Raw genomic sequence first — 24,646 nt, 5'->3', positions numbered from 1 at the left:
CCAGACTTCTTGTCAGTCAAGAGCTCTTTACAGACACCGCCTTGCGGAGCCGCGGATCATAGCTTCACACCGCGGCCATAGGGGCCTTGGACATCGCGTTTGATCCAGTCGGCCAGGAGGCGGAGATAGCCGTCCGTGATGCGGGTTCCGGTGCGTGAGCCGTCGGCATTCTCGCGATATTCCATCATGCCGTGGTCGGTGTCCGGGAAGAGATAGACGTCGATCGGCCGCCCCGCCCCGGCCAGCTCCGCCAGCACCGCGCGCGTCCGCTCGATCGGAGCCTCGCGGTCGTCTTCGGCGAGAACCCAGAGAAGCGGAACGTCGAGCTTCGCAAGCGCGGCCTTGGCGTCGTAGTCCCAGATCAGTTCCAGATTGTCGAACCGCGCAAGGCCGATGCGGCGCAGATCCGCATCGCTCATCCGCAGCATGTCGCCGCTGTATTCGCCGGCGAGGGTCGCAGCCCACGGAGCGTCGCGGATCTCGCGCCGCACGGCTTCGAGCGTCTCGAATCCGCGCGCGAAATGTGTGCGTATGAGTTCGGCAGTGGCGTCGGAGAGCCGCTCCACCTGCGCCATCTCTTCCGCGGCGAGGCCCATGCGGCGCGCCTCCTCCAGCAATTGCGCCCGATCCTCCTCAATCGGCGAAACGACCAGGCCGAAGCCGATGGCCACGAAATCGGCCGGAGCGCGCGTCGCGGCGAGCGGCGCGACCCAGCCTCCCTGGCTGCCGCCGAAGAAGCCGGCGCGGCCAAAGCGGCCCGCCGCAACGCGCCGCGCGTGCTCCAGCGCCGCGGCCGCATCCTCCGCGAGCAGCTCGAAGTTCTGGGTGTACATGCCCGCCGACGCGCCGGTTCCCCGCTTGTCGTAGACGAAGGCGGAGACACCCTGCGCGGCCAGCATGTAGGCATAGACGCTGCCGATAGCGGCGGTCCGTTCCGAGCCGTGCACCATCACCACCAGCGGCCGTGCGGGATCGGAAGGCCCGGCCGGCTCGATCAACTGCCCGGCAAGACGCGTGGCGGCGCTGTCGAACGCCGTATCCGTTTCGCGCGTGTCGCGCCGCGGCCACTGCTGCCGGGTACCATCCGGCGCGGAGACGGTGGCGATATCGCCCTCGCAGGTGACCGCCGCTTCGGCTTCGGCCGTGCTGCCGCGGCGGCCGTCGGGGAACAGGTAGCGCTGTCCCGGGCCCAATGAACTGGCTGCGCCGAGGACCACGAATGCGTCCTCCGCCGCACCATAGATGCCGGGCCGGCACAAGTCTTTCGCTGCGAGGGGCGCGGCCGACAATGAGAGTACCAGCGCCGCCACCCCCCATCGCAGCGGCGCGGATCGTCTTGCGTTCCCGTTCGATATCGACATTTCGGTCTCCTTCGCCGGGGAAATACGCCGTGCAGGTGGCGAAGGATTGAACGTTATTGCTGGCGATAGCGCTGCGGCGACACACCGACAATCCGCTGGAACCGCCGCGTAAGGTGGCTCTGGTCCGCAAAGCCGACCTGCAGCGCGACGTCGGCAATGGGCTGTCCGGCGAGCAACAGGCGCCGCGCCGCGTTGACCCGGCACTGATTGCGGTAGGCCATCGGGCTGAGGCCCGTGCAGGCCTTGAACACGTGCGCGAACCGAAACACGCTGAGGCCGGTGAGCGCCGCAAGATCGGCCAATCCGAAATCTTCCGCGAAATGCTCATCGATCCAGTCGCGCACGGCGCGTGCGACATCTCCACCTGCCGGCAACCGCACAACCTCGCGCGCAGTGCGGTCGATCAACGCGCCCACCAGCATGGCAAGCGCGCTTTGTTGCGCGAGCCGGTCGTCCGGAGCTCTGCTCAATTGGGCGTGGAGGGCAGCGATCCTATGGGCCAGTACGGGGTCCGACACCACCGGCGAGGGGAACGCCAGCGGCGCGTCCTCCTCGCGGGCAGGAGCCGCGATGGCGGCAACAGGGAGGTAAAACACGCGGTAGCGCAACGCCTCGCGCCCGAGGCTGCGGTTGGCATGCGGTTCGTGCGGATGGAGCAAAAGAGCGTCGCCACGGGAGACGGTGTAAGTTCGCCCGCGCACGCGAAGCGCCTCCGCGCCCTCGATCACCGTTCCGACGACATAGCCGTCGTGCGTGTGCACCGGAAAGGCACGATCGCGATACGACGCCGTGACCAGCTCGACGCCGTCGAGGAAGCGAGGCCGCGCGAAGGCCACACGGTCGCGGGATTGCGCTGGTCTCATGTCGTCTCCGGCCCCGCCAGATCACTAGGCTTCGCCGCCGTCCTTCTGCGATTTTGCCTTGCCGGCAACGGCGCCCAACAGCAGGCCGAGCAATATGCCGAGCGCGACCTGGTCGAATATGATGCCGGCGATGATGCCGAGCATCAACCCCCCGCCCGCGAACGTCTTGTCCATGCAGCCTCCCCATGTTGTGCCACGGCTAAGCCATCACCCCGGCTGGTGCAAACACGGGAAGCTCTCGCCATTTCAGGTCGAGACACGATCCGCGCACATGCCGTTTTCCTACACGGCCTGAATATGCCACACAGTGTGGATGCGCATTGCCCGATCGCTTCTTCACCTCGCAGTGTATCGGAACCGACGTGGCAGGAAAGTCCCGGCAGTGTGACTTTAAAGAAACCGAAATGCACACGTGACCCGCGGTTGTCTTTCGCAAACTCCTGACGGGAAAAGAAGAAATCGCAAGGTTACACTTGCGTAAACCTGGCATGGACGTCAACGCCTGCCAGGCTGCACGAAAAAACCATTTTCCTACACGCCCCGATCCTGCCTAATTGCTTGGCCTCGATTCGCTTTCGACGAGGTGCTTCCATGCAGCGCAAGACGATTTTCGATGCGGTCCGGCAGATGCTGGGGCGCGGGTTTCGGCAGGCGGAGGTCGAGCGGCTCGACCAGGCGATAGACCGAGCGCTCGCCACCGATGGGGCGCGGGAACCGCCGCGCTCCCGCGCCGTCGGTCCGCCGGGCGTGGCGCTTATCAAGCGGTTCGAAGGGTGCGAGCGTCTGCGGGCGGACGGACTGGTCGAGGCCTATCCCGACCCGGCCACCGGCGGGGCGCCATGGACCATCGGCTGGGGCGCGACCGGGCCGGAGATCGGACCGGAGACGGTCTGGACGCAGGCGCAGTGTGACGTCCGATTCGAGCGGGACCTTGAACGCTACGCCGCCGAAGTCGCGGCCGCGATCGGGGACGCTCCGACCACACAGGACCAGTTCGATGCGCTGGTCTCGTTCCACTACAACACCGGCGCGATCGCGCGGGCCACGCTGACGCGGAAACACATCGCGGCCGACCATGCCGGCGCCGCGCGCGAGTTCGCCCGCTGGAACCGCGCGGGCGGCCGGGTGCTCCGGGGCCTGGCCCGGCGCCGCGCGGCCGAAGCGGAGCTCTACGGCTGGCGCGCGCCGAACGCTCAGTAGTCCCGGCTGATCTCCGCCCGCACGCTTTCGCGGCCGATGGTGGAGATGCTCGCGAGCAGCGAGAGCCACGAGGTCACGCGGAACTCGACTTCGGTGGCGCTGTAGCCCTGCCCGTCGGTGATCAACTCGGCATAGAAGCGGCGCCCGAAGTTCTTGCCCACGGCGACGGCGGTGCCGCGGTCGAGCGCCGGATCGGGTCCGACGATACGCAGCCGGTCGAGCCCGATCGCGGTGCGAAGCTGGTTGATCGGATCGAGCCCGCCCCCGCCCCGCAGCGAGGCGACCGCCGCGCCGAGCTGGAGCGCATCGGTCGCGGAAAGCTCCGTGATCGAGCCGCCGAACAGCAGCCGCGCAAGGATCTCCTCCTCCGGCAGCGCGGGACTGGAGGTGAAGCTGATCTCCGGCTGCATGGCATTGCCCTGCACCTGGACGATGACGTCGAGGCCGTCGCGCTCGGTCTCGGCGCGGATGTCGATCCGCGGGTCGATCGGGCCGCTCTCGTCGAACTCGATCCGGCCGCGCGTCAGTTCGAAGCTGGTGCCGGCGAAGTTGTACTCGCCGCGAACCACCCGGGCCTCGCCGCCGATGCGTGGATCGTCGGTCGTTCCGCGGACGCGCACGTTGGCGCTCCATTCGCTGTCGAGCCCCATGCCGTCGACGTCGACGCGGCTCGGGGCGCGGGCATCGATCAGATAGCGCCACGGAGCGCTGGCGGCCCGGGGCGGCGCGATGTCGGCCGGCGCGTTGATCTCCCGCGTTTCGATCTGCGGCAGGTCCTGCGCGGTGGCGGCGGTGCCGAGGCTCCAGCTCGCCCGGTTGACCAGCAGGCGCCCGGCGATCGTGCCGCCCAGCCCGTCGGAGACGATCCGCAGCGGGCCGGTGACGGTCGCCGAAAGACCGTTGGCGTTGAGCAGGCGGGCATTCCGTGCGGCCGCCCGAATGTCCATCTGCGGGCCGCGCTCGCCCAGGTCGCGCAGCGTCACCGTGCCGCTACCGGAAACGGTGCCGCCGTTGGGGGTCGAGCCGCTGAACCGGGTCAGGCGCAGGCGGGAGCCTTCGAAATCGCCGCGCGCGGTAACGCCGGTGATGTCGGTGCCCGAGAGCCCGCTACGGACCCGCAGGTCGTCGCTCGCCATCGAGCCGCGCACGCGCGGTTCGGCCAGCGTGCCGGTGACGTTGGCGGCGAGCGAGAGCGGACCGGTGAGGTCGAACGCATCGATCGCCGCGAGGCGCCAGAGCGCGTCGGCCGGGCCGGCGTAGCGGAGCTGCGCGAACAGGCTGCCGGCGCGCAGCCGGTCGAACAGGGCGCCCGATTGCGGCAGGCCCGAGATGCGGCCCTGCAGCCGCCCGCGCCGTTCCTCGCCCTCGTCGATCACGGCGCGCGTCTCCAGCCGATCCTCGCTCAGCCTGGCGACGAGGGAGAGATCGATCGGACGCGAGGAGAGCACGAGGCCGGAACGGGTCAGCCCGTCGACCTGCACGCGCACGCTGCCCACCGGCAGCCCACTGGCGCCGGCGTTGTAGTCGACGATGCCGGAGATCGTGCCGCCGAGGCCCATGTCCGCCACCGCCACGTCCACCAGCGAGAGCGGCATGCGCGCCAGTTGCACCTGCAGCGCGGTCGGCTCGTCGCCGCCGAAGCGGCCCTGGGCGATGGCGATGCCGCGGCCGTAGCTGATCTGCGTAGGCTGGAGCGCCCAGCCGCCGCCTTCCTGCGCGAGCAGCACGGCGCGGCGCGGCATGCGGATGCGCCGCCCGGCGAAGTCACCGCGCGCTGCGACCGCGATGCGGTTCGCTGCGACCTGCGCCTCGACCTGCATGTTGAAGCGGCTGCCGCGGCGGCCGGAGAACGCGGCGCTGATGTCGCCCTCCCCGTTGCGCAGCCGCGCGTTCGCAGCCAACCGGCCGAGGAAGAGCGTGCCGTACTGCAGGCCTTGCGCGGAGACGCGGCCTTCTATCGTGCTGTTCCCGTCGACCAGCAGGCCGCTGCCTTCGATCTGCGCCCGTCCGATCGCGATCGTCGTCTCGCCGCCGAAGCGTGCGTTGTTGGCGGCGAGGTCGACTGCGAACCCCTGCCCGCCGCCGCGCGGGGCGAGGGCCACCGTCCCGTCGAGCCCGCCGCCAGAGAGCGCGAGATCGCCGGTGATCCCGCCGTCGCCGAGCAGCAGATCGCCGCGCACGCTGGTCTGCCACACGTCGAGGCGGTCGATCGCGATCCGCGTCGGGCCGCCTGCCGGCATGTACAGCCCCAGCGTCCCCTCGAACGGGCCGAGCATGGAGCCGCCTTCGGTGTCGATCTGGAAGCCGTCCTCGATCGGCGCGATGGCGACGCGCACGTCCTCCAGCCCCGCGGCCGGGAACGGGCTGGCGAAGACCAGCTCCGCCGTCGGCCCCGTGCCGTCCAGCGCGGCCTCGACCGTGAACGGCCCGTACTCGGTATGCGACCCGCGCCCGGCAAGTGTCGTCCCACCCTCGCGCACCTGCCCGTCGAGCGCGAGCTGGAGCTTGGCGGCATCGAGCGAGACGTCGCGGAAGACGATCGGCCCCGCCCCGCTCAGCCCCACGCCGCCGCGGAAGCGGATCGAGGGACCGGCGAGGTTCGCGAGGGTGGCATTCTCGACGTCGGGGATGCGGCCGGCGAAATTGGCGTTCAGCGTCCAGGGCACGCCGCTCGCGGTCTTGAACAGGATCTTGGCCGTACCGTCGACGGTGCCGATGTTCTCCAGCCGGAGCCCGCGCAGCGCGATCGGTCCGGCGATCGCGTAGGCGCCGGTCCGCGTCTCGCCGCGCAGCGAGAAGCGCGCGCTGGCATCGGGGAAGACGAGCCGCAGATCGTCGGACACGATGCGCGTGCCGCTGTACGCGACGGTGCCGGCGAGCCGGCCGCGCACCAGCCGCGGGTCGATCAGGTCGTTTCCGGCAACCACCTGCTGCACCCGCGCGTCGAGCGGGAAGGTCCAGCGGGCGCCGTCGTAGGTCGCGGTGCCCTCCTGGACCAAGCCGCGCACTTCGGTCGTCCCGCTGGCGAAGCGGTCGACCACGAGCCGGTGGCCGATCGTCAGGTCGCGGAAAGCGCCGTCGAGAGTCGCGAGCACGCGCGCGCCTTCGATCCGCATGTCGGGGCCGAACCCGGCCTCGGCGAGCCGGAAGTCGAGCACCAGGTCATCGAACACGTTGTTCCCGAGATCGACCGTCCCCTCGGCTTCGCCGTCGATCGCACTCGAACGGACGGCGAGATCGCCCGCAAGCACGCTGTCCTTCAGCGTGCCGAATGCAGCGAGCGAGATCGCGCCGTCGAGCATCTCGGCGGCCTGCCCGGTCAGCGCCGGTGCCGGGGTCGCCTGCCCGACGATGCCGTAGCGCCCGTCGCGGTTGGTGAGGCGGAAGGCGGCGAAGCGCTCGCCCTCGCGCTGGACGAGCAGCGCCCCGCGCCAGCCGCTCCAGGTGCCATTGCCCTTGATCAGCGCGCGGTATCCGGCGTCGGCGCCGATCAGGCCGGCGATCACCCCCTCCTGCGGCGCGAGGTAGTCGAGATCGATGTCGAACCGGTCGCCGTCCGGCTCCGCGTCGACCAGCAGATGCAGCCGGTCGCGCTCGCCCAGGGTGCCGTCGGCCGTGAGGAAGACGCGCCCGTCGCGGATATCGGCCTTGGCCGCGAGATCGACCCGGTGCTCGCGGTCGTCGACCACTCCGCGTGCGACCCGGAAGTTGTCGAGCTCCAGCCGGTCCACGCGGATGTCGAAGTTGGGCAGGATCGGCGCGTCGGGATCACCGGGAAGCAGCTCGGGCGTGCGCAGCAGTGTGCCGCGCCGAGCCGTGAGATTGCGCACGTCGAGCCCGCTCCACAGCCAGTTGAGCGGGCGCCAGTCGAGCTCCGCCACCGGCACCGTGAGGAAGGGCCCCTGGGGGTCGGACAGGGTAACGTCGTGCAGGGTCGCGCGGCGGTAGATGTCGCCTTCGATCCGGCCGATCGAGATCCGCAGGCCGGAGGCCGGCGCCACCTCGGCGATGCGGTCCACGATGAAGCGCTTCCCGATCGGGCTGTTGAGCACCACGAGCGCGAGCAGCACGATCGCCGCGAAACCGGCGATGATCCCCGCGGTCCACCGGCTCATCCGGACGATCCGCGAGCGGCGGCGGCGCGGCGGCACGGCCTCCTCGGCGGGCGCGATGCTCTCGTCTTCCGCCATCAGAAGGCCTGCCCCAGCGAGACGTAGACGGCGACCGGGCTATCGTCGGGTCCGGGATTGAGCGGCGCGCCGACGTCGATGCGGATCGGGCCGAAGCCGGTCTGGTAGCGTATGCCGACGCCCGCGCCGAGACGGAACGTCTCGAAGTCGGGCGTCGTACTGGTGCTCACGGTACCGGCGTCGATGAACGGTACGACCGAGAGCGCACCGTCGAAGAAGCCGGTCTTGATCCGCGCCTCGAACGCCAGTTCGGCGAGCGAGCGGCCGCCGGTCGGATCGCCCTGGTCATTGCGCGGCCCGATCTTGCGATAGCCGTAGCCGCGCACCGATCCGCCGCCGCCCGCGTAGAACCGCCGCGACGGCGCGATGTTCTCGATCGCCGTGCCCTGGATCGAGCCGAGCCGCCCGCGCCCTGCAAGCACGACCGTATCGCTGACCTGCTGGTAGTAGCTCGCGTCGACCTGCGCGCGGACATAGAAGCTCTCGGTTCCGTTGCTGCGCGAGATCTCGGGCGAAACCCGCCCGCCGAGCCGGAAGCCTTCGGTCGGGTCGAGCAGGTCGTCGGTCGTGTCGTAAAGGATCGACATCGGAAGCGCGCCGACGAAGTAGGTCTGGCGCGGCTCGGGCGGGGCGTCGTCGGTCACCGGCGGACGTTCGCCGGTCGCGATCGCTTCGAACCCGACGCTCCAGCTGATCGGCTTCTGGAACAGCAGCGTCGACGAACGCGAATAGGTCGCGACGAAGGCGACCGTGCGCGCGTCGAACGCCGGACTGTCGATCGTGCTGGCGTAGGCATCCACGTTGAGAATCCGGTCGCGCCCGCCGAAATTGTTGCGGCGGAAAGTGACCCCGGCGAGCTGTTCCTGCGTCCCCACGATCCCGCGCACGCGGAGCGCGCCTTCGGGCGGGAAGAAGTTGCGATGCTCCCAGCTCGCCTCCACCCGGTAGCCTTCTTCCGAACCGTAGCCGATCGCGCCGGCGATCGTGCGCAGTTCGGCTTCGGTCATGTCCACGTCGAGCGCGACTTCGCCGAGCTGATTGCCGGAAGGCGGCGTGACCTCGCGCTTCCTGATCGTGACCGAGGAGACGAGACCGGTCGCGAGGATCGCCTGCCTGAGGTCCGTTTCCAGACTGCGCTTGTAGGTGTCGCCCGGATCGAATCGCGCGATCGTCGCCAGATGCTCGCTCGAGAGGAAGTCGGGCATGCCGCTGACGACTTCCCCGAACACGTACTTGCCGTTGGGCTGGACCGGCAGCGTCAGGTCGCCCTCGGTCCGTGCATGATCGATGAGCAGTTCGGGCGCATCGATCGCGGCGAAAGGATAGCCGGTCTCGCCCAGCGCCCGGTCGAGGTCGAACTGCTCCTCGACGATCTTGTCGCTCGACAACGGATCGCCCGGCTGGATCTCGAACGCGGCCCGAAGGCTCTCGTAATCGATCGCCTGATCGAGCTGGCCGAGATCGATCGCTCCGAAGCGGTAACGCGGCCCCGGCACGATATCGAAGCGGACGTTCGGTCCCTGCGCCGCCTCCTCGCGTCCCGGGCGGATACCGCCGACGGTGCGGATCACCTGCGCATCGTAGTAGCCGTAGACGCGCAGCAGCTCGGCCAGCAGCGCCTCGTCCTCGCGCGCACGGGCGGAGAGCTGCGCGATGTTGTCGTCGGTATCGCCGTCCTGCAGTTCCTCGATCGTGGAGAGCGATTCGAAGCGCTTGGCGAACTCGCCGCGCATGGGGAAGCTTTCCTCGTCCGCGGGGAAGCCGAGCGAGAGCTCCGGCCCCAGCGTGATCACCTCGCCGGCGGCCACGGCGCCGAGCTCGTCCTCCTCCTCGTCGAGGTCGGCGAACTGGATGCTTTCGTCGCGCGGCAGCCGCTCGGGTTCGGGAATGTCCATCTGGTCGGGCCAGGGGACGGTGATGGCGACGTCCTCGTCGAGCGGCGAATCGGGTGCAAGGTCCGGCGCCTGCTCGGCAAGCTCGCGCGCTTCGGGCTCCACGCCCTGTTCGGCCCACCCTTCGGGATTTTCGACCGCCGAATCGGGGATCAGGTCTTCGAGGCTGGCGCCGGGGTCCTGCGCCAGCACCGCCTGAGGCGCGACCGCCAGCGCGAGAGCGAGCGTGGCTGCGAGGTTATTTCGGCAGACGATACTGGTGCGCGGTCCCGTCTTTGGCCGGCCGGCCGTCGGTGTCGGCGTCGGGCTTGCGGGCGACGGCCGCAGCGATGAGCGCGTCCTGCTGCTCGGTGTCGAAGCGGCGCCAGCCGTCGTGCCCAAGCCGCTCCATCGGACGGAAGCGGATCTTGTACTGCATGCGCTGCGAACCATCGACCCAATAGCCGAGATAGACGTAAGGCAGCCCGTCTGCGGCGGCGCGCCGGATGTGGTCGAGGATGATGTAGGTTCCAAGTCCAGACCGTGCCTCGTGCTCCGGGTCGTAGAAACTGTAGATCATCGACAGGCCGTCACCCTGCCGATCAGTCAGGCACGCTCCCACAAGGCGACCCGGCCTCTGACCGTCGGAGGGCTCCCGATATTCAACCACATAGCTGGTTACGGGAGTGTGTTCCACCATATCCGCGAAGTCGAATTCGTCCATCGACGCCATGCCGCCGCCCGGGTGCCGCACGCCGAGATAGCGCTGCAGCAAGGCGAACTGTTCGTCCGTCGCCCAGGGGCGGCATTCGGTGGCGACCAGATCCTCGTTGCGCCGCATGATGCGCCGCTGGGTGGAGGACGGCTCGAACTCGCTTGCGACGACCCGCACCGAAACGCAGGCTTGGCAGTCGAGGCAGCTCGGGCGGTAGGCGACCGTCTGGCTGCGGCGGAAACCGATCCGGCCGAGCGCTTCGTTGAGCTGGTCGGCGTTCGCGCCCTTGAGTTCGGTGAACACCTTCCGTTCGCTGCGGCCGGGCAGATAGGGGCACGGCGCCGGGCTGGTCACGAAGAACCGGGGAAAACGAACGGGGGCCGTCACGGCGTGGAATCTACCTCTCTGACAGCAGAATCGAACAGGGCTGCAATTCGATCCCGACTATGCCGACAAGTGCCGCGCGGTAAAAGTCCCTTAACCATGTATCATGGCTGGGACGGGCCGTTTTGCACAATCAGAGCTGGCGGGGCAGCCGGCCGGCTCTCGTACGTCAGGCGAGTTCCACCTGGCTCACCGAATAGCCGTTGGCCCGTAGCGCCGCGATCAGCGCGTCGATCTGCTCGCGGTCGCGCGCTTCGCACTCGATGTCGGTGATCAGGCCCTTGGCCGGCAGGCTGGTGAAGATCCGCTGATGGTAGATCTCGATGATGTTGACGTTGTGCGCCTCGAATTCGCGCATCACGCGGTAGAGCGCGCCGGGGCGGTCCTGCAGCGTGATGCGCAGCCGCGAGAGCCGGCCCGAGCGGGCGAGATCGCGCAGGAGCACGTTGGCGAGCAGGCGCGTGTCGATATTGCCGCCGCACAGGACCAGACCGACCTTGCGCCCGGCAAAACGCTCCCGGTGCTCGAGCATGGCGGCGAGGCCGGCTGACCCGGCACCCTCGACCACCGTCTTCTCGATCTGAAGCAGGAGCGAGACCGCCTTTTCCAGCGCTTCCTCGCTCACCAGCAGGATGTCGTCGACCCGCTCGGCGATCACCTGCGAGGTGAATACGCCGGGCGCCTTGACCGCAATCCCTTCGGCCAGGGTATCGCCGCCGCAGATCGGATTCTCGCCCTTGATCTTGGCGTACATCGAGGGGAACAGCGCCGCCTGGACGCCGATCACCTGCATGTCGGGCCGCAGCGCGCGCGCTACCGTCGCCATGCCCGAAATCAGCCCGCCGCCGCCGATCGGGGTGACGAGGCAGTCGATCTCGGGCGCGTCCTCGAGCATCTCGAGCGCGGTCGTGCCCGCCCCTGCCGCGACATTGGGATCGTCGAACGGATGAACGAAGGTCAGGCCGAGCTCCTGCTCCAGCTTGCGCGCATGGGCGTAGGCCTCGTCGAATGTCTCGCCCTCGAGCACGACGTTGCCGCCGACGCTCTCGGTCTGCATGACCTTCACCGTCGGCGTGGGCCGCGGCATGACGATCGTCACCGGCACGCCGAGCCGCCGGCCATGGTAGCTGAGCCCCTGCGAGTGGTTTCCGGCCGAGGCCGCGATGACCCCGCGCTCGCGCTGTTCCTGCGACAGCAGCAGCAGCGCGTTGAGCGCGCCGCGTTCCTTGTAGGCGGCGGTGAACTGCAAGTTCTCGAACTTGAGCCAGATGTCGGCCCCGGCGATCTCCGAGAGAGTCTGGCTGTACATCGTGGGCGTGCGAACCACTGCGCCCTTGATCCGCTCTGCGGCCGCGCGGACATCGTCGATGGTCAGGCTCTGCGCCGCGGATTCCGCAGCGGAAACGGATTGGGTCTGGTTCATGGCCAAGCGCCCTAGGGCAAAACCCGGCGGCAGGAAACACGGCTTGTTACGTGTCCGCGCGCGGGCATTTGCTTTGGCGCCGACTTGCCCTAGTTGCCCGCCCATCCGGGTCTCACGTCCCGCCCGCGACAGAGGAATGCCTGCATGATCCGTCTTGCCACCTCCGCCCTTGCCCTTGCCGCCGGCTGCTGGAGCGCCGCGGCCGCGGCCGACACGCTGATCGACAACATCCAGGGCGTCACGATCGACGAGGACGGCGAGATCGACAACTTCACCGGCCTGGTGATCGGCGACGACGGGCGCATCAAGGACGTGCTCGACCGCCGCGACAAGCGCCCGCGCGACGTCGACTTCCAGGTCGACGGCGATGGCCGCTTCGTCATTCCCGGCATGATCGATTCGCATCTCCACGTCATGGGTCTCGGCTTCGCGGCGATCACGCTGGACCTGTCGGACACGAATTCGCTCGCGGAAGCGCAGGCGAAGATCGCCGAATACGCGGCTGCGAATCCGGGGCGGCGCTGGATCATCGGGCGCGGGTGGAATCAAGTGAAGTGGGGTCTCGGCCGCTTCCCCACCGCAGCCGAGCTCGACGCCGTGGTGGCGGATCGCCCCGTCTGGCTCGAGCGGGTCGATGGCCACGCCGGCTGGGCGAACTCGGCGGCCATGCGGATCGCGGGCGTGACGGACGCCACCGCCGATCCTGCTGGCGGGCGGATCGAGCGGGTCGCGGGATCGCGCAAGCCGGCCGGAGTCTTCGTCGACGCCGCCACCGGCCTGATCGCCGCCAAGGTCCCCGAACCGCGCCCGGCCGACCGGGATCTGGCGCTGCAGAAGGCGCAGGAGATCCTCCTTCGCAACGGCGTGACCGCGGCGGCCGACATGGGCACCACGATCGAGGACTGGCAGTCCTACCGCCGCGCGGGCGACAGCGGCTGGCTCAAGATCCGCATCATGGCCTATGCGGCGGGAACCGGGGCCATGGAGCTGATCGCCGGCCCCCGTCCCTCCCCCTGGCTCTACGACGACAAGCTCCGGCTCAACGGGGTCAAGATCTATCTCGACGGCGCGCTCGGCTCGCGCGGGGCGTGGCTCAAGCGCCCCTATGCGGACGACCCGGACAACACCGGGCTGCCGCTGCTCACCGGTTCGCAGCTTCGCAATCTGATGAGCCGCGCCGCGCTCGACAAGTTCCAGATCGCGGTCCACGCGATCGGCGATGCCGCCAACGGCGAGGTGCTTTCGGCGATCCACGAACTCGCCGGCACGTACGAGGGCGACCGGCGCTGGCGGATCGAGCATGCCCAGATCATCGACCCCGCAGACATCGCGAAATTCGGAGGGCGCGGCATCGTCGCCTCGATGCAGCCGGTGCACCAGACCTCCGACCGGCTGATGGCCGAGGCGCGGCTCGATCCCGCGCGACTCGAAGGCGCCTACGCCTGGAAGAGCATTGCCGACGCCGGCGCCACGCTGGTGTTCGGTTCGGATGCACCGGTGGAAGCGCCCGATCCCTTTGCCGGACTCGCAGCCGCCTTCACTCGCCAAGGCGCGGACGGACAGCCGTTCGGCGGCTGGCGGCCCGAAGAGGCAGTGTCGCGCGAGCGGGCGCTCGCGGCCTTCACCAGCGACGGCGCCTACGCGGCCTTCGCGGAGGGCCGATTCGGCCGCCTGGTCGAGGGTGAGCGCGCGGACTTCGTGATGATCGACCGCGACCCGCTCCTCGCGACTCCGGACGAACTGCGCGCCACCCGGGTCCTGGAGACCTGGGTCGGCGGCGAACGCTACTACATGGCCGGAAATGCAACGGAAGACGCGCCGGCCAACACATCGGCTCAATAATCCCCCAAATCGGCGCAAAGCACGCGAAATCGCCGCCGATTTAAGGTTTTTGCAACCTTGGAAACCTAGGCGAGACAAGGCATTGGTCGATTTGTCGCGGCACGGTTGCCGGGGCCGGCAGGTGCGCCGAGTTCGGGCGATCGAGCGGGGTTTCTTCCGATTCGACGCCGCGAACCGGCCTTGAGTTCGCGGTAAGGATGATTTTGTCCGCGCTTAAGGTGTTACAGTTGGGCCACAAGTAACGAGAAAATCTAAATGTTACGGGTTGCCAGCATCTTCTGTCTGCCTTAGGGGGGACAGCGAGTTTGAACGTTAAAGAGAATTCGGAGGAGACGAATCGATGAAGTTCCGTAATCTTGTTGCCGCAACGGCAGCGCTTTCCCTGGCCGCGTCGCCGGCGATCGCTCAGTCGGCCGTCAGCGCCGATCGCGCCTCGGCTCCGGTCGAAGGTGAGAGCAAGCTGAACGGCGGCGGTTCGGGCGTCGTTCTCGCAATCCTCGCCGCTGCTGCGGTCATCGCCGGCATCGTGATTGCCGTCGACGGTGGTGACGACGATCCGGTCAGCGTCTGATCGACGTTCCAGAACGAAATTGAAAACGGGGCCTCACGGCCCCGTTTTTTTATGTCCGGAAGAGGCGTGCGGGCGGCGCGGAGCCTGGACGAAACGGAATTCCGGCGCTGGGCGTCACCCCGGGCCAGGCACGGAACCTAGGCATTCGCATCCTCGGCGCTCGGAAACGATAGCAGGCTTGGAGGGTGGAGCAGGCGAGGCCGGCCACCCGGACAAGCTACGCGACGAACGAAGGTTTAGAGCTAGCCTTCGGTGATCTCGTCCGGCTCGTCGCGCTCCTCATCGTCGGGCGCAGCCTTACGCTCCGAGAAGCGCATCAGCAGGAGCGAGCCTTCGAACAGCAGCAGCAGGGGTACCGCCAGGATCAATTGCGAGCCGGGATCGGGCGGAGTGACGATCGCGGCCACCGTGACCACAGCCACGATAACGTATCGCCGCGCGGCAACGAGTTGCGCGCGCGTCACGATGCCCGCGCGGTTCAGCAGCAGCAGCAGGACGGGAAGCAGGAAGCTGATCCCGAATGCCAGAATGAACTGCATCACCAGCGAAAGGTAGTTGCCGGTGCCGGGCAGCGCCTCGATATCGAGGCCGCCGACCGTGCCCTCGAAGCCGAGAAACCAGCGGAACGCCGTCGGCATCACCACGTAATAAGCCAGCGCCGCGCCGGCCAGGAACAGGATCGGCGTGGCGATCAGGAAGGGCAGGAACGCCTTCTTCTCGCGCGCATAGAGCCCCGGCGCGACGAACGCCCATAGCTGGTTCGCGATCACCGGAAAGCTGATGAAGAAAGCCGCAAAGAGAGCCACCTTCAGCTCGACGAAGAACGCTTCGTAGAGCTGCGTGTAGATCAGCTTCCCCTGCCCTTCGGGAAAGGCGAGCGTGAGCGGCCGCACGAGAAAACCGAAGATGTCGTCGGCAAAGTAGAGGCAGACCGCGAAGGCGATCGCCAGGGCGACGACGCATCGCAACAGACGCGTGCGCAGCTCGATCAGGTGATCGAGCAGCGGCGCCTGCGTTTCGTCGAGATCGCGCAATTGAAACGCCATGCGGGACTACTCGGCCCCCGGCTTGCCGAGCGGCAGCTTGGGCTGCTCGTCGGTTTCGGCCGGCGGCGCCTGAGGTTCAGCCCGCGACTCGGCGGCCGATGCAGGGGGGACTGCGGCCGGCGCGGCCGCCGGGTCAGCCGGCTCCGCCGCTTCCGCCGGATGTTCCGCCATGATCTTCGCGTTCTGCTCGCGCCACTTCTTCTCCATCTCCTCCATTTCCGCCTCGCGAATCATGGTTTCGATCCCTGTGCGGAAATGGCCGGAAACGCGCCGGATCTTGCCGATCCACCGACCCGCCGTGCGCAAGGCGAGCGGCAGGTCCTTCGGGCCGATCACGATCACGGCCACGATTACGATGACGAGCAGTTCGGTGGCGCCGATATCGAACATGGCTCAGACGGCGCGGAAATTCGGGATCAACGGCTGTTGTCGCGGCTTTCCGCCGGCTTCGCATCGCGGGCCGCTTCGGACGCGGGCTTCGCCTCGTGCGCGGGACCTTCGATTCGCGGCGACGGCTTCGAAGCCTTGCCGTCTTCCTCGTTCATCCCTTCCTTGAAGCTTTTGATGCCTTTGCCGAAATCTCCCATCATTTCGGAAATGCGCCCGCGCCCGAAGAGAACGAGGATGACGAGCGCGATGATGATGAGCTGCCAGGGGCCGAGCGACATGGGAAACCTTTCGTTGCTTGGGGGCGATATAGGCCTTTCGACCGCCATGCGCCAGCGCGGAGCGGGCGCGGATTCACGTCGAGGGCGGCGTTTGCCCCGGCGTTTCCGTATCGGAGGCAATATCCTCGCCTGCCGCGATCGCCTCGTAAGCATCATCGACCGGATCGAGCAGGCCCGCAGCGCGCAGCTCGTCGATACCGGGCAGGTCGCGCCGCGATTCGAGGCCGAAGTGCTGCAGGAACTCGGGGGTCGTCGCGTAGATCACCGGCCGCCCGGGCACCTCGCGCCGCCCCGCCGCGCGCACCCAGCCCGCCTCCATCAGCACGTCGAGCGTGCCGGAGGACGTCTGCACGCCGCGGATCGACTCGATCTCCGCCCGGCTGACCGGCTCGTGGTACGCGACGATCGCGAGCACCTCGGTCGCCGCACGGCTAAGCCGGCGGACCTGCTCGCGTTCGCGCCGCAGCAAGTGCGCGAGATCGGGCGCGGTCTGGAAGTGCCAGCGCTTCGCCCGCTCGACCAGGCGGATGCCGCGCGGTTCGTAGAATGCGGCCAGTTCGCGCAGCGCCTCGCGGATGTCGCCCGGATCGGCGCCGCCCAGATGTCCTGCCAGCGCCTCCACCGTCATCGGTTCTTCGGCGGCGAACAGCGTCGCCTCGATGGCGCGCTGAAGTTCGTCGACCGCCGCCGTCATGCGGTCACGCGCCGCAGACGGAGCGGTCCGAACACTTCCTCCTGCGCCAGCTCCGCCTTGCCCAGGCGGGCGAGCTCGAGCGCCGCCACGAAGCTCGATGCGAGCGCCGAGCGGCGCAGGCGCGGCTCCGCATGGGGCGGCAGGAAGTCGCGCAGTTCCATCCAGTCGAGCGTGACCCCGAGCATGGCCGAGACCCGGTCGAGCGCCGATTCGAGCGTCATGACCGGCCGTTCCCTGACCATGTGGATCGCCGGCGCCGTGCGCGCCTTGACCTGCCCGTAGGCTTGCACGAGCGCGTACCAGTCGCAGGTCCATTTGGTCGTGCGGTCGATCCGCAGCCCCTCCGGCGCGGGTCGAACGAAAACGTCGCGCCCGATCCGGTCGCGCGCCATCAGCCGCGCCGCCGCCTCGCGCATCGCCCCCAGCCGCTGGAGCCGCAGTTGCAGCCGCAGCGCGAGTTCCTCGGGGCTCGGGTCCTCCTGCTCGTCCTTCGGCAGCAGCAGGGCCGACTTCAAATAAGCAAGCCAGGCCGCCATCACGAGGTAGTCGGCAGCAAGCTCCAGCCGCAAAGCTTCCGCCCGCTCGATATAGCTGAGGTACTGATCCACCAGCGCGAGGATCGAGATCGAACGCAAGTCGACCTTCTGCCGCCGCGCGAGGTCGAGCAGCAGGTCGAGCGGCCCCTCCCACCCCTCGAGTTCGAGATAGAGCGCGGTGTTCTCGGTCTCGCCCGCCCCGGCGCCGGACCAGCTCTCATCGTCGTCGCCATCGGAGCCGGCAGCGATATCGAAGAGCAGGCCGTCTTCGATCACGCCGCCCGTCCCGCCAGCGCGAGCAAGGCGTCCCGCTTGGCCAGTAGATCGGCCGCCCGTTCGTCGCTCTCGCGCACCTGTGTGCCTTTGAGCGCCTGTTCGAGGCGTTTCAGGCCCTGGTCCGGCAAGGCGGGAAGGCGCGCGGCGATAGCCGCCATGTCATCCATCTTCGCCCAGCAGTTGAGGACGAGATCGCAGCCCGCGGCAATGGCACGCTCGGCCCGCTCGGGAACCGAACCGGAGAGCGCCTCCATGTCGATGTCGTCGGTCAGCAGGAGGCCGCCGAAGCCGATCCGCCCGCGGATCACCGCGTTCACGACCGTCGGCGAGAGGGTCCCCGGGTTGTCGGCGTCCCACGCGGTGAACAGCAGATGGCCGGTCATGCCGATCGGGGCGTCGGCCAGCGCGCGGAAGGGCGCGAGGTCGGTCTCCAGCTCCGCCTCGCTCGCAGTGACGGTGGGCATTTCCTTGTGGGTGTCGGTGCTCGAGCGGCCGTGTCCCGGCATGTGCTTGATGCAACCTGCGACCCCGCCCCGCGCGAGACCGTCGAGGATCGCACGGCCAAGCGCGGCGACCTGCCTGGGCTCGCTGCCGAGCGCCCGGTCCCCAATCACGTCGTGCGCACCTTCCTGCCGCACGTCGAGCGGCGGGTGACAGTCGACGGTAATGCCCATGGCCGAAAGCTCGAGCGCCATCGCCTCCGCATTGGCGCGCGCCGCCTCAATCGCGCTTGCCGGCGCGATTCGGTAGAGCTCGTCGAACGCCGCGCCGGCGGGATAGCCGGCCCATTGCGGCGGGCGCAGGCGAGCAACCCGGCCGCCTTCCTGATCGATGCAGACGAACAGACGCTCGCGCCCGTGCAACTCGCGCAGGGAATCGGTGAGCGCGCGCAGTTGCTCGCGCGTTTCGCAGTTGCGGCCGAACAGGATGTAGCCCGCGGGATCGGCTTCGCGGAAGAAGTCGCGCTCCTCGGCGGTCAGCCTGGTGCCGGACAGTCCGAAAATTGCGGGCGTCATGGATCAGGAATCGCAGCAATCCGCGCCTGTCGCAAGCACGGCGGCAGGCTGCGGTGTGGATAGCGGGCGCTGCGGCTCAGCGCTTGACCTGGCAAGCCACCCCGTCGGCCTGAAGCGCGTCGCACAGCCGCTTGGCGGCGGCCACGTCGCCGGCGACCGCCTGGAGGCGGTAGACGGTGCCGATGTCGGCCTTGCCCTCGACGATGCGATGCTTGACCCCGCTCAGAACCTCGGTCTGGCGGGTCAGCGTGGCCCAGCCGCGCTGTGCCGTCTCGCGGCTCGAGAATGCGCCGACCTGCACCGCGACGCCGGTCGAGGTTTCGGTTTCGCTCCCCTCGGCTTCGGAGGCGGCGCGCGGCGCTGGCACGTCCTGTTCCTGCGCCAGGCGCCCCTGCTGGCTCTGGCCCAGGCCCACCGCCGGCGCGACGTCGCCGGTTCCCTCTGCGATGCGGCCGCCGGGATCCTCGGGCCGTTCCTTGTAGGGGCCCTCGGGCGCCTCGATCGTGCTGCCGTCCGCGATGAGTTCGGGATTGCCCCGCCCTTTCAGCAGATACCAGCCGCCGCCGAGCACAACGGCCAGCACGAGCAGTGCGATGAGCACAAAGCCGACGATCCGGCCGGCGTCGACGCCCTGCTCATCACCTTCGTCGTCGGCCGATTCGAGCCAGGGGAGTCGTTCGTCATCGTCGAGTTCGAGTTCGCGGGTATCCATGGCCTCGCCATCGTCTTCCCACTCGCCGGCCACCGGCCCGCCGTCTTCGATGTTTCCGCCCCGCCCCGTCATCGTCACATCTCCTCGACGGCCTCCACCCCCAGCAATTCGAGGCCATTGCGAACCACTTGCCCGATCTGCGCGGCGAGGAAAAGCCTCGCGCTGCTGAGCTCGGCATCCTGTGCCACGATGAAGCGCTTTGCCGGGGCGTCGTTGCCGAGGTTCCAGTAGGCATGGAACGCCGCCGCCAGATCGTAGAGGAAGAAGGCGACGCGGTGGGGCTCGCGTGCCTGAGCCGCCGCTTCGACCATGCGCGGGAACTGCGCCGCCTGCTTGACCAGCGCGAGTTCCTCGGCGCCCAGACGGGCAATCGCGGCATCGGACGGGGTCACGCCTTCGGCAGCGCCCTTGCGCAGCGTCGAGCTGATCCGGGCATGCGCATATTGCACGTAGAACACCGGGTTGTCCTTCGACGCTTCGACCACCTTGGCGAAGTCGAACTCCATCTGCGCTTCGGGCTTGCGGGTGAGCATGGTGAAACGGACCACGTCCTTGCCCACTTCCTGCACCACGTCCGCCAGCGTGACGAACGTGCCGCTGCGCTTGGACATCTTCACCGGCTCGCCGCCGCGCAGGAGCTGGACCATCTGCACCAGCTTCACGTCGAACGGGATCGGCTTGCCCTCGCCCTCGGAGAGAGCCGCGACCGCCGCCTTGATCCGCTTCACGGTGCCCGCGTGATCCGCGCCCCAGATGTCGATCAGCGCGTCGGCGCCTTCCGCCTTCTGCATGTGGTAAGCGAGGTCGGCGCCGAAGTAGGTCCAGCTTCCGTCACTCTTGCGGATCGGGCGGTCCTGATCGTCGCCGAAGCGGGTCGAGCGGAACAGCGGCAGTTCGACCGGCTCCCAGTCGTCCGGCGTCTTGCCCTTGGGCGCCTCGAGCAAGCCGTCGTAGACGAGATCGTGCTGGCGCAGCCATGCTTCCGCCTGCGCGGGCTTGTCGGCACGCTGGAGCTCGGCTTCCGAGGCGAACACGTCGTGGTGGATGCCGAGCAGCGCGAGGTCGGCCTTGATCAGGTCCATCATCGCGGCGACGGCGCGCGCGCGGAATTCCGGCAACCACTCGCTTTCGGGGGCGTCGCGATACTTGTCGCCGAGCTCGGCCGCTAGCATTTCGCCGACCGGCTTCAGATAATCGCCGGGATAGAGCCCTTCCGGGATCGCACCGATGTCCTCGCCCAGCGCCTCGCGGTAGCGCAGGTGCACCGAGCGGGCGAGCACGTCGACCTGTCCGCCGGCGTCGTTGACATAGTATTCGCGGACCACCTCGTGCCCGGCGAATTCGAGCAGTGCGGCGAGCGCGTCGCCCACGACGGCCCCGCGGCAATGCCCCATGTGCATCGGGCCGGTCGGGTTGGCGGAGACGTATTCGATGTTGACGCGCGTGCCGGTGCCGAGTGCCGAGCGGCCGTAATCCGCGCCGAGTTCCGCGATCGCGGCCAGCTCGTCGCGCCAGGCGGCGTCCGAAAGGCGCAGGTTGATGAAGCCCGGGCCGGCGATTTCGGCGCTTTCGATGTCCGGATCGCGTTCGAGGTGAGCGACCACCTTCTCTGCCAGAGCGCGCGGGTTGGTCGCGGCGTGCTTCGCCAGCACCATAGCGGCATTGGTGGCGAGGTCGCCGTGGCTCGGATCACGCGGCGGCTCGACCGCGACATTGGCGCGCGGACTGCCGGCGGGCAGTGCGCCTTCGGCTTCGAGCGCGGCGAGCACGGCATCGACTTTCGCCGCGAAGGCGGCGTGCAGGGTCTTGCGCTGGGAAATCTTGTGTTCGGGCATGGCCCGCGCGGTTAGACGAAATGCCGCAAAGCGCAAGCGCTCGCCCCCGACAAGCGCTTGCTGCGCGCCCTTAGCGGGTGGCGTTGTAGGTCAGTTGTTCCTGCGTGAGCTGGAACCCGACCAGCAGCTCGAAATTCGCCCGGTCGAGCGCCGCACGGACTTCGGGGTTGGCCAGCGGATCGAGTGCCGCATCGGGATCGCCCGGTTCACGGCGGCGCGTGATCTGCTCGCGAATGTCCTCCGGCAGCGTCGCGGCGCCCCGGTCGATGAACGCGCCGGCAACGCCGCTGCCCTGCGCGCGCTCCTGCCCGGCCGCGAAATCGATCACGACCGTGCCGACGCGCTTCGACTGCACCGCCGAACCACCGCGCAGGACGGTGGAGAAGTAGGGAAGTTCGACCCGGCGCGCTTCGCTCGCATCGGTGCGGCGCGCGAGCACGTCGAACGTCGCTTCGGAATAGATCCGCTCGCCGGTTTCGTTGCAGGTGCTGCGCAGGTTGGTAATCACCGCAGTGACGTCGATATTGGCGGCGGTGGGCTGGCCAGGCGTGCGGAACAGCGTCATGTCGCCAGTGTAGTCGGGCACGCCCACGGCGGGGCAGGCGGTCCGCACCGCGGTGATGCCGACGCCCTGATTGATGACGAGATCGCCTTCGCCCGCGCAACCCGCCAGCGCTGCTGCGAGGGCGATCGGGGCGAAGAGGCGGCGGCTCGGTTTCATGCAAGGCTTCCTTCGAATTCCAATCTCGCCGCCCTAGCGAGGCGCGCGGCAAAGCGCTAGAGGCGCGGATATGAATGCCCCATTGCAATCCCGCGACCGCGCCCAGGAGCGCGCCGCATTGACCCTGCTGATCGCCGCACCGCGCGGGTTCTGCGCCGGGGTCGACCGGGCGATCGAGATCGTCGAGCGCGCGCTCGAGCGCTATGGGCCGCCGGTCTACGTGCGCCACGAGATCGTCCACAACCGCTATGTGGTCGATTCCCTCAAGGCCAAGGGCGCGGTGTTCGTGGAGGAGCTCGATTCGGTGCCCGACGGCGCGCCGGTGGTGTTCAGCGCCCACGGCGTGCCGAAATCGGTCCCCGCCGAAGCGGGGCGGCGCGGGCTCGACTACCTCGACGCCACCTGCCCGCTGGTGAGCAAGGTCCACCGCCAGGCCGAACGACAGATCGAGGCCGGCCGCCATATCGTGTTCATCGGCCACAAGGGGCATCCGGAAGTCATCGGCACGATGGGCCAGGTGCCCGATGGCACGATGACGCTGGTCGAGACCGTCGCCGAGGTCGAGGCGCTCGAATTTCCGGCAGACCAGCCGCTCGCGTTCCTGACGCAGACGACGCTCTCGGTCGACGACACGCGGGCGATCGTCGTGGCGCTGCGGGACAAGTATCCGCATGTCGTGGGCCCGAAGGCGGAAGACATCTGCTATGCCACCTCGAACCGCCAGGCGGCCGTCAAGGCGATCGCGCCCGACAGTGATCTCGTCCTCGTGATCGGGGCCCCCAACAGCTCGAACTCGCTGCGGCTGGTCGAAGTCGCCGAGCGCTGCGGCACCGATGCCAGGCTGATCCAGCGCGCCAGCGACATCCGACCCGAATGGCTCGACGGCGTAGAAACGGTCGGCCTCACCGCGGGCGCATCCGCCCCGGAAGAACTGGTGCGCGAGGTGGTCGAGCAGCTTTCGCAGTGGCGAACGGTCGAGGAACACACGCTCGTCACCACCGAAGAGAAGATGGTGTTCAAGCTGCCGCGCCAGCTCCTCGACTAGAGCAATGGCCGTCTACACCCATCTCGGGGCCGAAGATCTCGCCGATCTGATTGCGCACTACGACGTCGGCACGCTGGTTTCGGCCAAGGGCATTGCCGAAGGCGTTTCCAACAGCAATTGGCTGATCGAGACCGATCGCGGCCGGTTCATCCTGACGATGTACGAACGCCGGATCGATCTGGACGACCTGCCCTTCTTCCTCGGACTGCTGGACCATCTATCGGCGGCCGATTGCCCGGTGCCCAGGACGATCCACGACCGCGAGGGGCGGGCGTCGCGGATTCTCGACGGCAAGGCCGTCGCGCTGATCGAGTTCCTCCCCGGTGTCTCGGTCGATCGGCCGACGCCCGCGCAGGCGCGGGCCGTCGGGGCGGCACTGGCGCAGATCCATCTGGCCTCGCGCGACTTCCCGCTCGAACGGGTCGACCCGCTCGATCCCGGCTTCAACTGGCATACGCTCGAGCGTTGCGGGGAGCAGGCGCTGGCATCGATCGATCCCATTTTGCCGGGAATGATAGATATGGCCGGGCGGATAGCCGCGAATTGGCCGACGGACCTCGACCGCGCGATCATTCACGCCGATCTCTTTCCCGACAATGTGCTGATGCTCGGTAACCGCGTCTCGGGAATGATCGACTTCTATTTCGCATGCAGCGGCGCGATGGCCTACGATCTGGCGGTGACCCATGCCGCCTGGAGTTTCGACGCGCGCGGAGCCAGCTATAGGCCCGAGGTCGGCAAGGCGCTGATCGAGGGCTACGAGGCGGTTCGACCGCTCGCCGCGCGCGAACGTCAGGAGATGCCGCTGCTTGCCCAGGGCGCCTGCCTGCGCTTCACGGCGAGCCGCGCCGAGGATTGGCTCGATACGCCGTCCGACGCGCTGGTGACGCGCAAGGACCCGATGGATTTCGCGCGGCGCTGGCGATTCTATGCCGAAGCGGGCGACGCCCCGTTCGCGGCGCGCGATTGAGGAGGCACGAACGACGGCAATGAAGCAGGTCGAGATCTTCACCGACGGGGCGTGCAAGGGCAATCCCGGTCCGGGCGGCTGGGCCGCTCTGCTGCGCATGGGACGGCACGAGAAGGAACTGGCCGGCGCCGAGAGCGACACGACCAACAATCGCATGGAACTGACCGCCGCGATCCGTGGGCTTCAGGCGCTGACCGAGCCTTGCCGCGTGACGCTCTATTCGGACAGCAAGTACGTGCTCGACGGCATCACCAGATGGGTCGAGGGATGGAAGCGGCGTGGCTGGAAGAATGCCAGCAAGAAGCCGGTCCGCAATGCGGACCTGTGGCACGAGCTGATCGAAGTCGCGGGCCGCCACGAGATCACGTGGCAATGGGTCAGGGGGCATTCGGGCCACCCGGAGAACGAACGCGTCGACCGTCTTGCGAGCGACGAAGCCGACCGGATCGCGCGCGAGATGACTCCCTGACCGCGAGCCCCTGAGTCAGCTTTCGTCGACGGTGTCGGCGCCCGGTCCGTTCTTCTTGATCGACTCGATGGCGTTCTTCGCGCTGGCCTTGCTCGAGTAACCTTCCGTCCAGAAGATCGCCTCCGAGTTGTACATGAAGTAAGCCACGAACTCGCCGGCCTTGTTCTTCTTGATCTTGAAGTGATGAGCCATGGGTGCGTCGTCTCCTGTCGATTGCGAAGCATCGGCAGACTAACAA

The 24,646-nt window shown here is 68.3% G+C and carries 23 protein-coding genes; 6 read left to right on the top strand and 17 right to left on the bottom strand.

Annotated elements, in window-relative coordinates:
• Positions 1–56 precede the first annotated feature (56 nt).
• The 3 genes from JNO53_RS08325 to JNO53_RS08315 are packed head-to-tail and all read right to left on the bottom strand — an operon-like array spanning position 57 to position 2,398.
• Positions 57–1,361: an alpha/beta hydrolase family protein gene (locus JNO53_RS08325; RefSeq protein WP_203109554.1), complete on the bottom strand. Its 1,305-nt coding sequence runs from the start codon at positions 1,359–1,361 to the stop codon at positions 57–59.
• Positions 1,362–1,414: 53 nt separating this feature from the next.
• Entirely contained in the window at positions 1,415–2,197 is a 783-nt protein-coding gene (locus JNO53_RS08320) for a helix-turn-helix domain-containing protein (RefSeq protein ID WP_203109552.1), read from the bottom strand.
• A gap of 51 nt (positions 2,198–2,248) precedes the next feature.
• Positions 2,249–2,398, bottom strand: a complete 150-nt coding sequence (locus JNO53_RS08315; RefSeq protein WP_203109550.1) for a hypothetical protein — start codon at positions 2,396–2,398, stop codon at positions 2,249–2,251.
• A 417-nt stretch (positions 2,399–2,815) separates the two neighbouring features.
• On the opposite strand from JNO53_RS08315, the gene JNO53_RS08310 reads away from it, so the two are divergent.
• Positions 2,816–3,424, top strand: coding sequence for a lysozyme (locus JNO53_RS08310; RefSeq protein ID WP_203109548.1), 609 nt, complete (start codon positions 2,816–2,818; stop codon positions 3,422–3,424).
• On the opposite strand, the gene JNO53_RS08305 is transcribed toward JNO53_RS08310, so the two are convergent.
• The 4 genes from JNO53_RS08305 to JNO53_RS08290 form a co-directional block, all read right to left on the bottom strand.
• Positions 3,418–7,614, bottom strand: a complete 4,197-nt coding sequence (locus JNO53_RS08305; protein WP_203109546.1) for a translocation/assembly module TamB domain-containing protein — start codon at positions 7,612–7,614, stop codon at positions 3,418–3,420. The two genes, JNO53_RS08310 and JNO53_RS08305, sit on opposite strands and share 7 nt — an antisense overlap.
• Positions 7,614–9,698, bottom strand: a complete 2,085-nt coding sequence (locus JNO53_RS08300; protein WP_338015326.1) for an autotransporter assembly complex protein TamA — start codon at positions 9,696–9,698, stop codon at positions 7,614–7,616. Before JNO53_RS08300 ends, JNO53_RS08305 begins: the two co-directional genes overlap by 1 nt.
• A 46-nt stretch (positions 9,699–9,744) precedes the next feature.
• Positions 9,745–10,587, bottom strand: a complete 843-nt coding sequence (locus JNO53_RS08295) for an arginyltransferase (protein ID WP_203109544.1) — start codon at positions 10,585–10,587, stop codon at positions 9,745–9,747.
• 166 nt (positions 10,588–10,753) lie between these two features.
• Positions 10,754–12,007, bottom strand: a complete 1,254-nt coding sequence (locus tag JNO53_RS08290; RefSeq protein ID WP_203109542.1) for a threonine ammonia-lyase — start codon at positions 12,005–12,007, stop codon at positions 10,754–10,756.
• A gap of 144 nt (positions 12,008–12,151) precedes the next feature.
• On the opposite strand from JNO53_RS08290, the gene JNO53_RS08285 reads away from it, so the two are divergent.
• Both JNO53_RS08285 and JNO53_RS08280 read left to right on the top strand, forming a co-directional pair.
• Positions 12,152–13,849, top strand: coding sequence for an amidohydrolase (locus JNO53_RS08285; RefSeq protein ID WP_203109541.1), 1,698 nt, complete (start codon positions 12,152–12,154; stop codon positions 13,847–13,849).
• Positions 13,850–14,189: 340 nt separating this feature from the next.
• On the top strand, positions 14,190–14,420 hold the full coding sequence (locus JNO53_RS08280) for a hypothetical protein (RefSeq protein WP_203109539.1): 231 nt from the start codon (positions 14,190–14,192) through the stop codon (positions 14,418–14,420).
• Between the two features lie 242 nt (positions 14,421–14,662).
• Here the strand turns inward: JNO53_RS08280 and tatC are convergent, their stop codons facing one another.
• The 9 genes from tatC to JNO53_RS08235 form a co-directional block, all read right to left on the bottom strand.
• On the bottom strand, positions 14,663–15,466 hold the full coding sequence (gene tatC / locus JNO53_RS08275) for a twin-arginine translocase subunit TatC (protein ID WP_203109537.1): 804 nt from the start codon (positions 15,464–15,466) through the stop codon (positions 14,663–14,665).
• A gap of 6 nt (positions 15,467–15,472) precedes the next feature.
• Complete coding sequence (tatB, locus tag JNO53_RS08270; protein WP_203109535.1) at positions 15,473–15,856, bottom strand: Sec-independent protein translocase protein TatB; 384 nt, start codon at positions 15,854–15,856, stop codon at positions 15,473–15,475.
• A 26-nt stretch (positions 15,857–15,882) separates the two neighbouring features.
• Positions 15,883–16,134 carry a twin-arginine translocase TatA/TatE family subunit gene (gene tatA, locus JNO53_RS08265; RefSeq protein WP_203109533.1) on the bottom strand — a complete coding sequence of 84 codons (252 nt, stop codon included), beginning with the start codon at positions 16,132–16,134 and terminating at the stop codon, positions 15,883–15,885.
• 73 nt (positions 16,135–16,207) lie between these two features.
• Positions 16,208–16,828 (bottom strand): SMC-Scp complex subunit ScpB, encoded by a 621-nt coding sequence (gene scpB, locus JNO53_RS08260; protein ID WP_203109531.1) that lies wholly within the window; start codon positions 16,826–16,828, stop codon positions 16,208–16,210.
• Complete coding sequence (locus tag JNO53_RS08255) at positions 16,825–17,640, bottom strand: segregation and condensation protein A (RefSeq protein WP_338015325.1); 816 nt, start codon at positions 17,638–17,640, stop codon at positions 16,825–16,827. Before JNO53_RS08255 ends, scpB begins: the two co-directional genes overlap by 4 nt.
• Entirely contained in the window at positions 17,637–18,656 is a 1,020-nt protein-coding gene (gene nagZ / locus JNO53_RS08250) for a beta-N-acetylhexosaminidase (RefSeq protein ID WP_203109529.1), read from the bottom strand. The genes JNO53_RS08255 and nagZ overlap by 4 nt, the downstream gene beginning before the upstream one ends.
• A 76-nt stretch (positions 18,657–18,732) precedes the next feature.
• Positions 18,733–19,440 (bottom strand): SPOR domain-containing protein, encoded by a 708-nt coding sequence (locus tag JNO53_RS08245; protein ID WP_203109527.1) that lies wholly within the window; start codon positions 19,438–19,440, stop codon positions 18,733–18,735.
• Between the two features lie 2 nt (positions 19,441–19,442).
• The gene (gene argS, locus JNO53_RS08240; RefSeq protein ID WP_203109525.1) at positions 19,443–21,203 is read right to left on the bottom strand and encodes an arginine--tRNA ligase; all 1,761 of its coding nucleotides are present in this window, start codon (positions 21,201–21,203) and stop codon (positions 19,443–19,445) included.
• 70 nt (positions 21,204–21,273) lie between these two features.
• Entirely contained in the window at positions 21,274–21,924 is a 651-nt protein-coding gene (locus JNO53_RS08235) for a hypothetical protein (protein WP_203109523.1), read from the bottom strand.
• Positions 21,925–21,994: 70 nt separating this feature from the next.
• Between JNO53_RS08235 and ispH the strand changes: the two genes are divergently transcribed.
• Genes ispH through rnhA form a run of 3 tightly spaced genes read left to right on the top strand, consistent with a single transcriptional unit; the run spans position 21,995 to position 24,408 of the window.
• A complete protein-coding gene (gene ispH / locus JNO53_RS08230; RefSeq protein WP_203109520.1) occupies positions 21,995–22,969 on the top strand; it encodes a 4-hydroxy-3-methylbut-2-enyl diphosphate reductase in 975 nt (324 codons plus the stop codon).
• Positions 22,970–22,973: 4 nt separating this feature from the next.
• Complete coding sequence (thrB, locus tag JNO53_RS08225; RefSeq protein ID WP_203109518.1) at positions 22,974–23,939, top strand: homoserine kinase; 966 nt, start codon at positions 22,974–22,976, stop codon at positions 23,937–23,939.
• A gap of 19 nt (positions 23,940–23,958) precedes the next feature.
• Positions 23,959–24,408, top strand: a complete 450-nt coding sequence (gene rnhA, locus JNO53_RS08220) for a ribonuclease HI (RefSeq protein ID WP_203109516.1) — start codon at positions 23,959–23,961, stop codon at positions 24,406–24,408.
• 15 nt (positions 24,409–24,423) lie between these two features.
• Here the strand turns inward: rnhA and JNO53_RS08215 are convergent, their stop codons facing one another.
• A complete protein-coding gene (locus JNO53_RS08215; RefSeq protein ID WP_084573180.1) occupies positions 24,424–24,600 on the bottom strand; it encodes a YegP family protein in 177 nt (58 codons plus the stop codon).
• Positions 24,601–24,646 lie beyond the last annotated feature (46 nt).

Origin of the sequence: Altererythrobacter sp. C41, assembly GCF_016803135.1 — a bacterium.
Lineage (GTDB): Bacteria > Pseudomonadota > Alphaproteobacteria > Sphingomonadales > Sphingomonadaceae > Pelagerythrobacter.
The sequence above is the reverse complement of the archived record's forward strand: the minus strand, read 5'-3'. Positions and strand labels throughout refer to the sequence as shown.

What these genes read in the sequence shown, in the direction of transcription:
- JNO53_RS08325 (WP_203109554.1), bottom strand. Translation starts at nt 1,361, where the DNA reads ATGTCGATATCGAACGGGAACGCAAGACGATCCGCGCCGCTGCGATGG.
- JNO53_RS08315 (WP_203109550.1), bottom strand. Translation starts at nt 2,398, where the DNA reads ATGGACAAGACGTTCGCGGGCGGGGGGTTGATGCTCGGCATCATCGCC.
- JNO53_RS08310 (WP_203109548.1), top strand. Translation starts at nt 2,816, where the DNA reads ATGCAGCGCAAGACGATTTTCGATGCGGTCCGGCAGATGCTGGGGCGC.
- JNO53_RS08305 (WP_203109546.1), bottom strand. Translation starts at nt 7,614, where the DNA reads ATGGCGGAAGACGAGAGCATCGCGCCCGCCGAGGAGGCCGTGCCGCCG.
- JNO53_RS08290 (WP_203109542.1), bottom strand. Translation starts at nt 12,007, where the DNA reads ATGAACCAGACCCAATCCGTTTCCGCTGCGGAATCCGCGGCGCAGAGC.
- JNO53_RS08285 (WP_203109541.1), top strand. Translation starts at nt 12,152, where the DNA reads ATGATCCGTCTTGCCACCTCCGCCCTTGCCCTTGCCGCCGGCTGCTGG.
- JNO53_RS08280 (WP_203109539.1), top strand. Translation starts at nt 14,190, where the DNA reads ATGAAGTTCCGTAATCTTGTTGCCGCAACGGCAGCGCTTTCCCTGGCC.
- tatC (WP_203109537.1), bottom strand. Translation starts at nt 15,466, where the DNA reads ATGGCGTTTCAATTGCGCGATCTCGACGAAACGCAGGCGCCGCTGCTC.
- tatB (WP_203109535.1), bottom strand. Translation starts at nt 15,856, where the DNA reads ATGTTCGATATCGGCGCCACCGAACTGCTCGTCATCGTAATCGTGGCC.
- tatA (WP_203109533.1), bottom strand. Translation starts at nt 16,134, where the DNA reads ATGTCGCTCGGCCCCTGGCAGCTCATCATCATCGCGCTCGTCATCCTC.
- scpB (WP_203109531.1), bottom strand. Translation starts at nt 16,828, where the DNA reads ATGACGGCGGCGGTCGACGAACTTCAGCGCGCCATCGAGGCGACGCTG.
- nagZ (WP_203109529.1), bottom strand. Translation starts at nt 18,656, where the DNA reads ATGACGCCCGCAATTTTCGGACTGTCCGGCACCAGGCTGACCGCCGAG.
- JNO53_RS08245 (WP_203109527.1), bottom strand. Translation starts at nt 19,440, where the DNA reads ATGACGGGGCGGGGCGGAAACATCGAAGACGGCGGGCCGGTGGCCGGC.
- argS (WP_203109525.1), bottom strand. Translation starts at nt 21,203, where the DNA reads ATGCCCGAACACAAGATTTCCCAGCGCAAGACCCTGCACGCCGCCTTC.
- JNO53_RS08235 (WP_203109523.1), bottom strand. Translation starts at nt 21,924, where the DNA reads ATGAAACCGAGCCGCCGCCTCTTCGCCCCGATCGCCCTCGCAGCAGCG.
- ispH (WP_203109520.1), top strand. Translation starts at nt 21,995, where the DNA reads ATGAATGCCCCATTGCAATCCCGCGACCGCGCCCAGGAGCGCGCCGCA.
- thrB (WP_203109518.1), top strand. Translation starts at nt 22,974, where the DNA reads ATGGCCGTCTACACCCATCTCGGGGCCGAAGATCTCGCCGATCTGATT.
- rnhA (WP_203109516.1), top strand. Translation starts at nt 23,959, where the DNA reads ATGAAGCAGGTCGAGATCTTCACCGACGGGGCGTGCAAGGGCAATCCC.
- JNO53_RS08215 (WP_084573180.1), bottom strand. Translation starts at nt 24,600, where the DNA reads ATGGCTCATCACTTCAAGATCAAGAAGAACAAGGCCGGCGAGTTCGTG.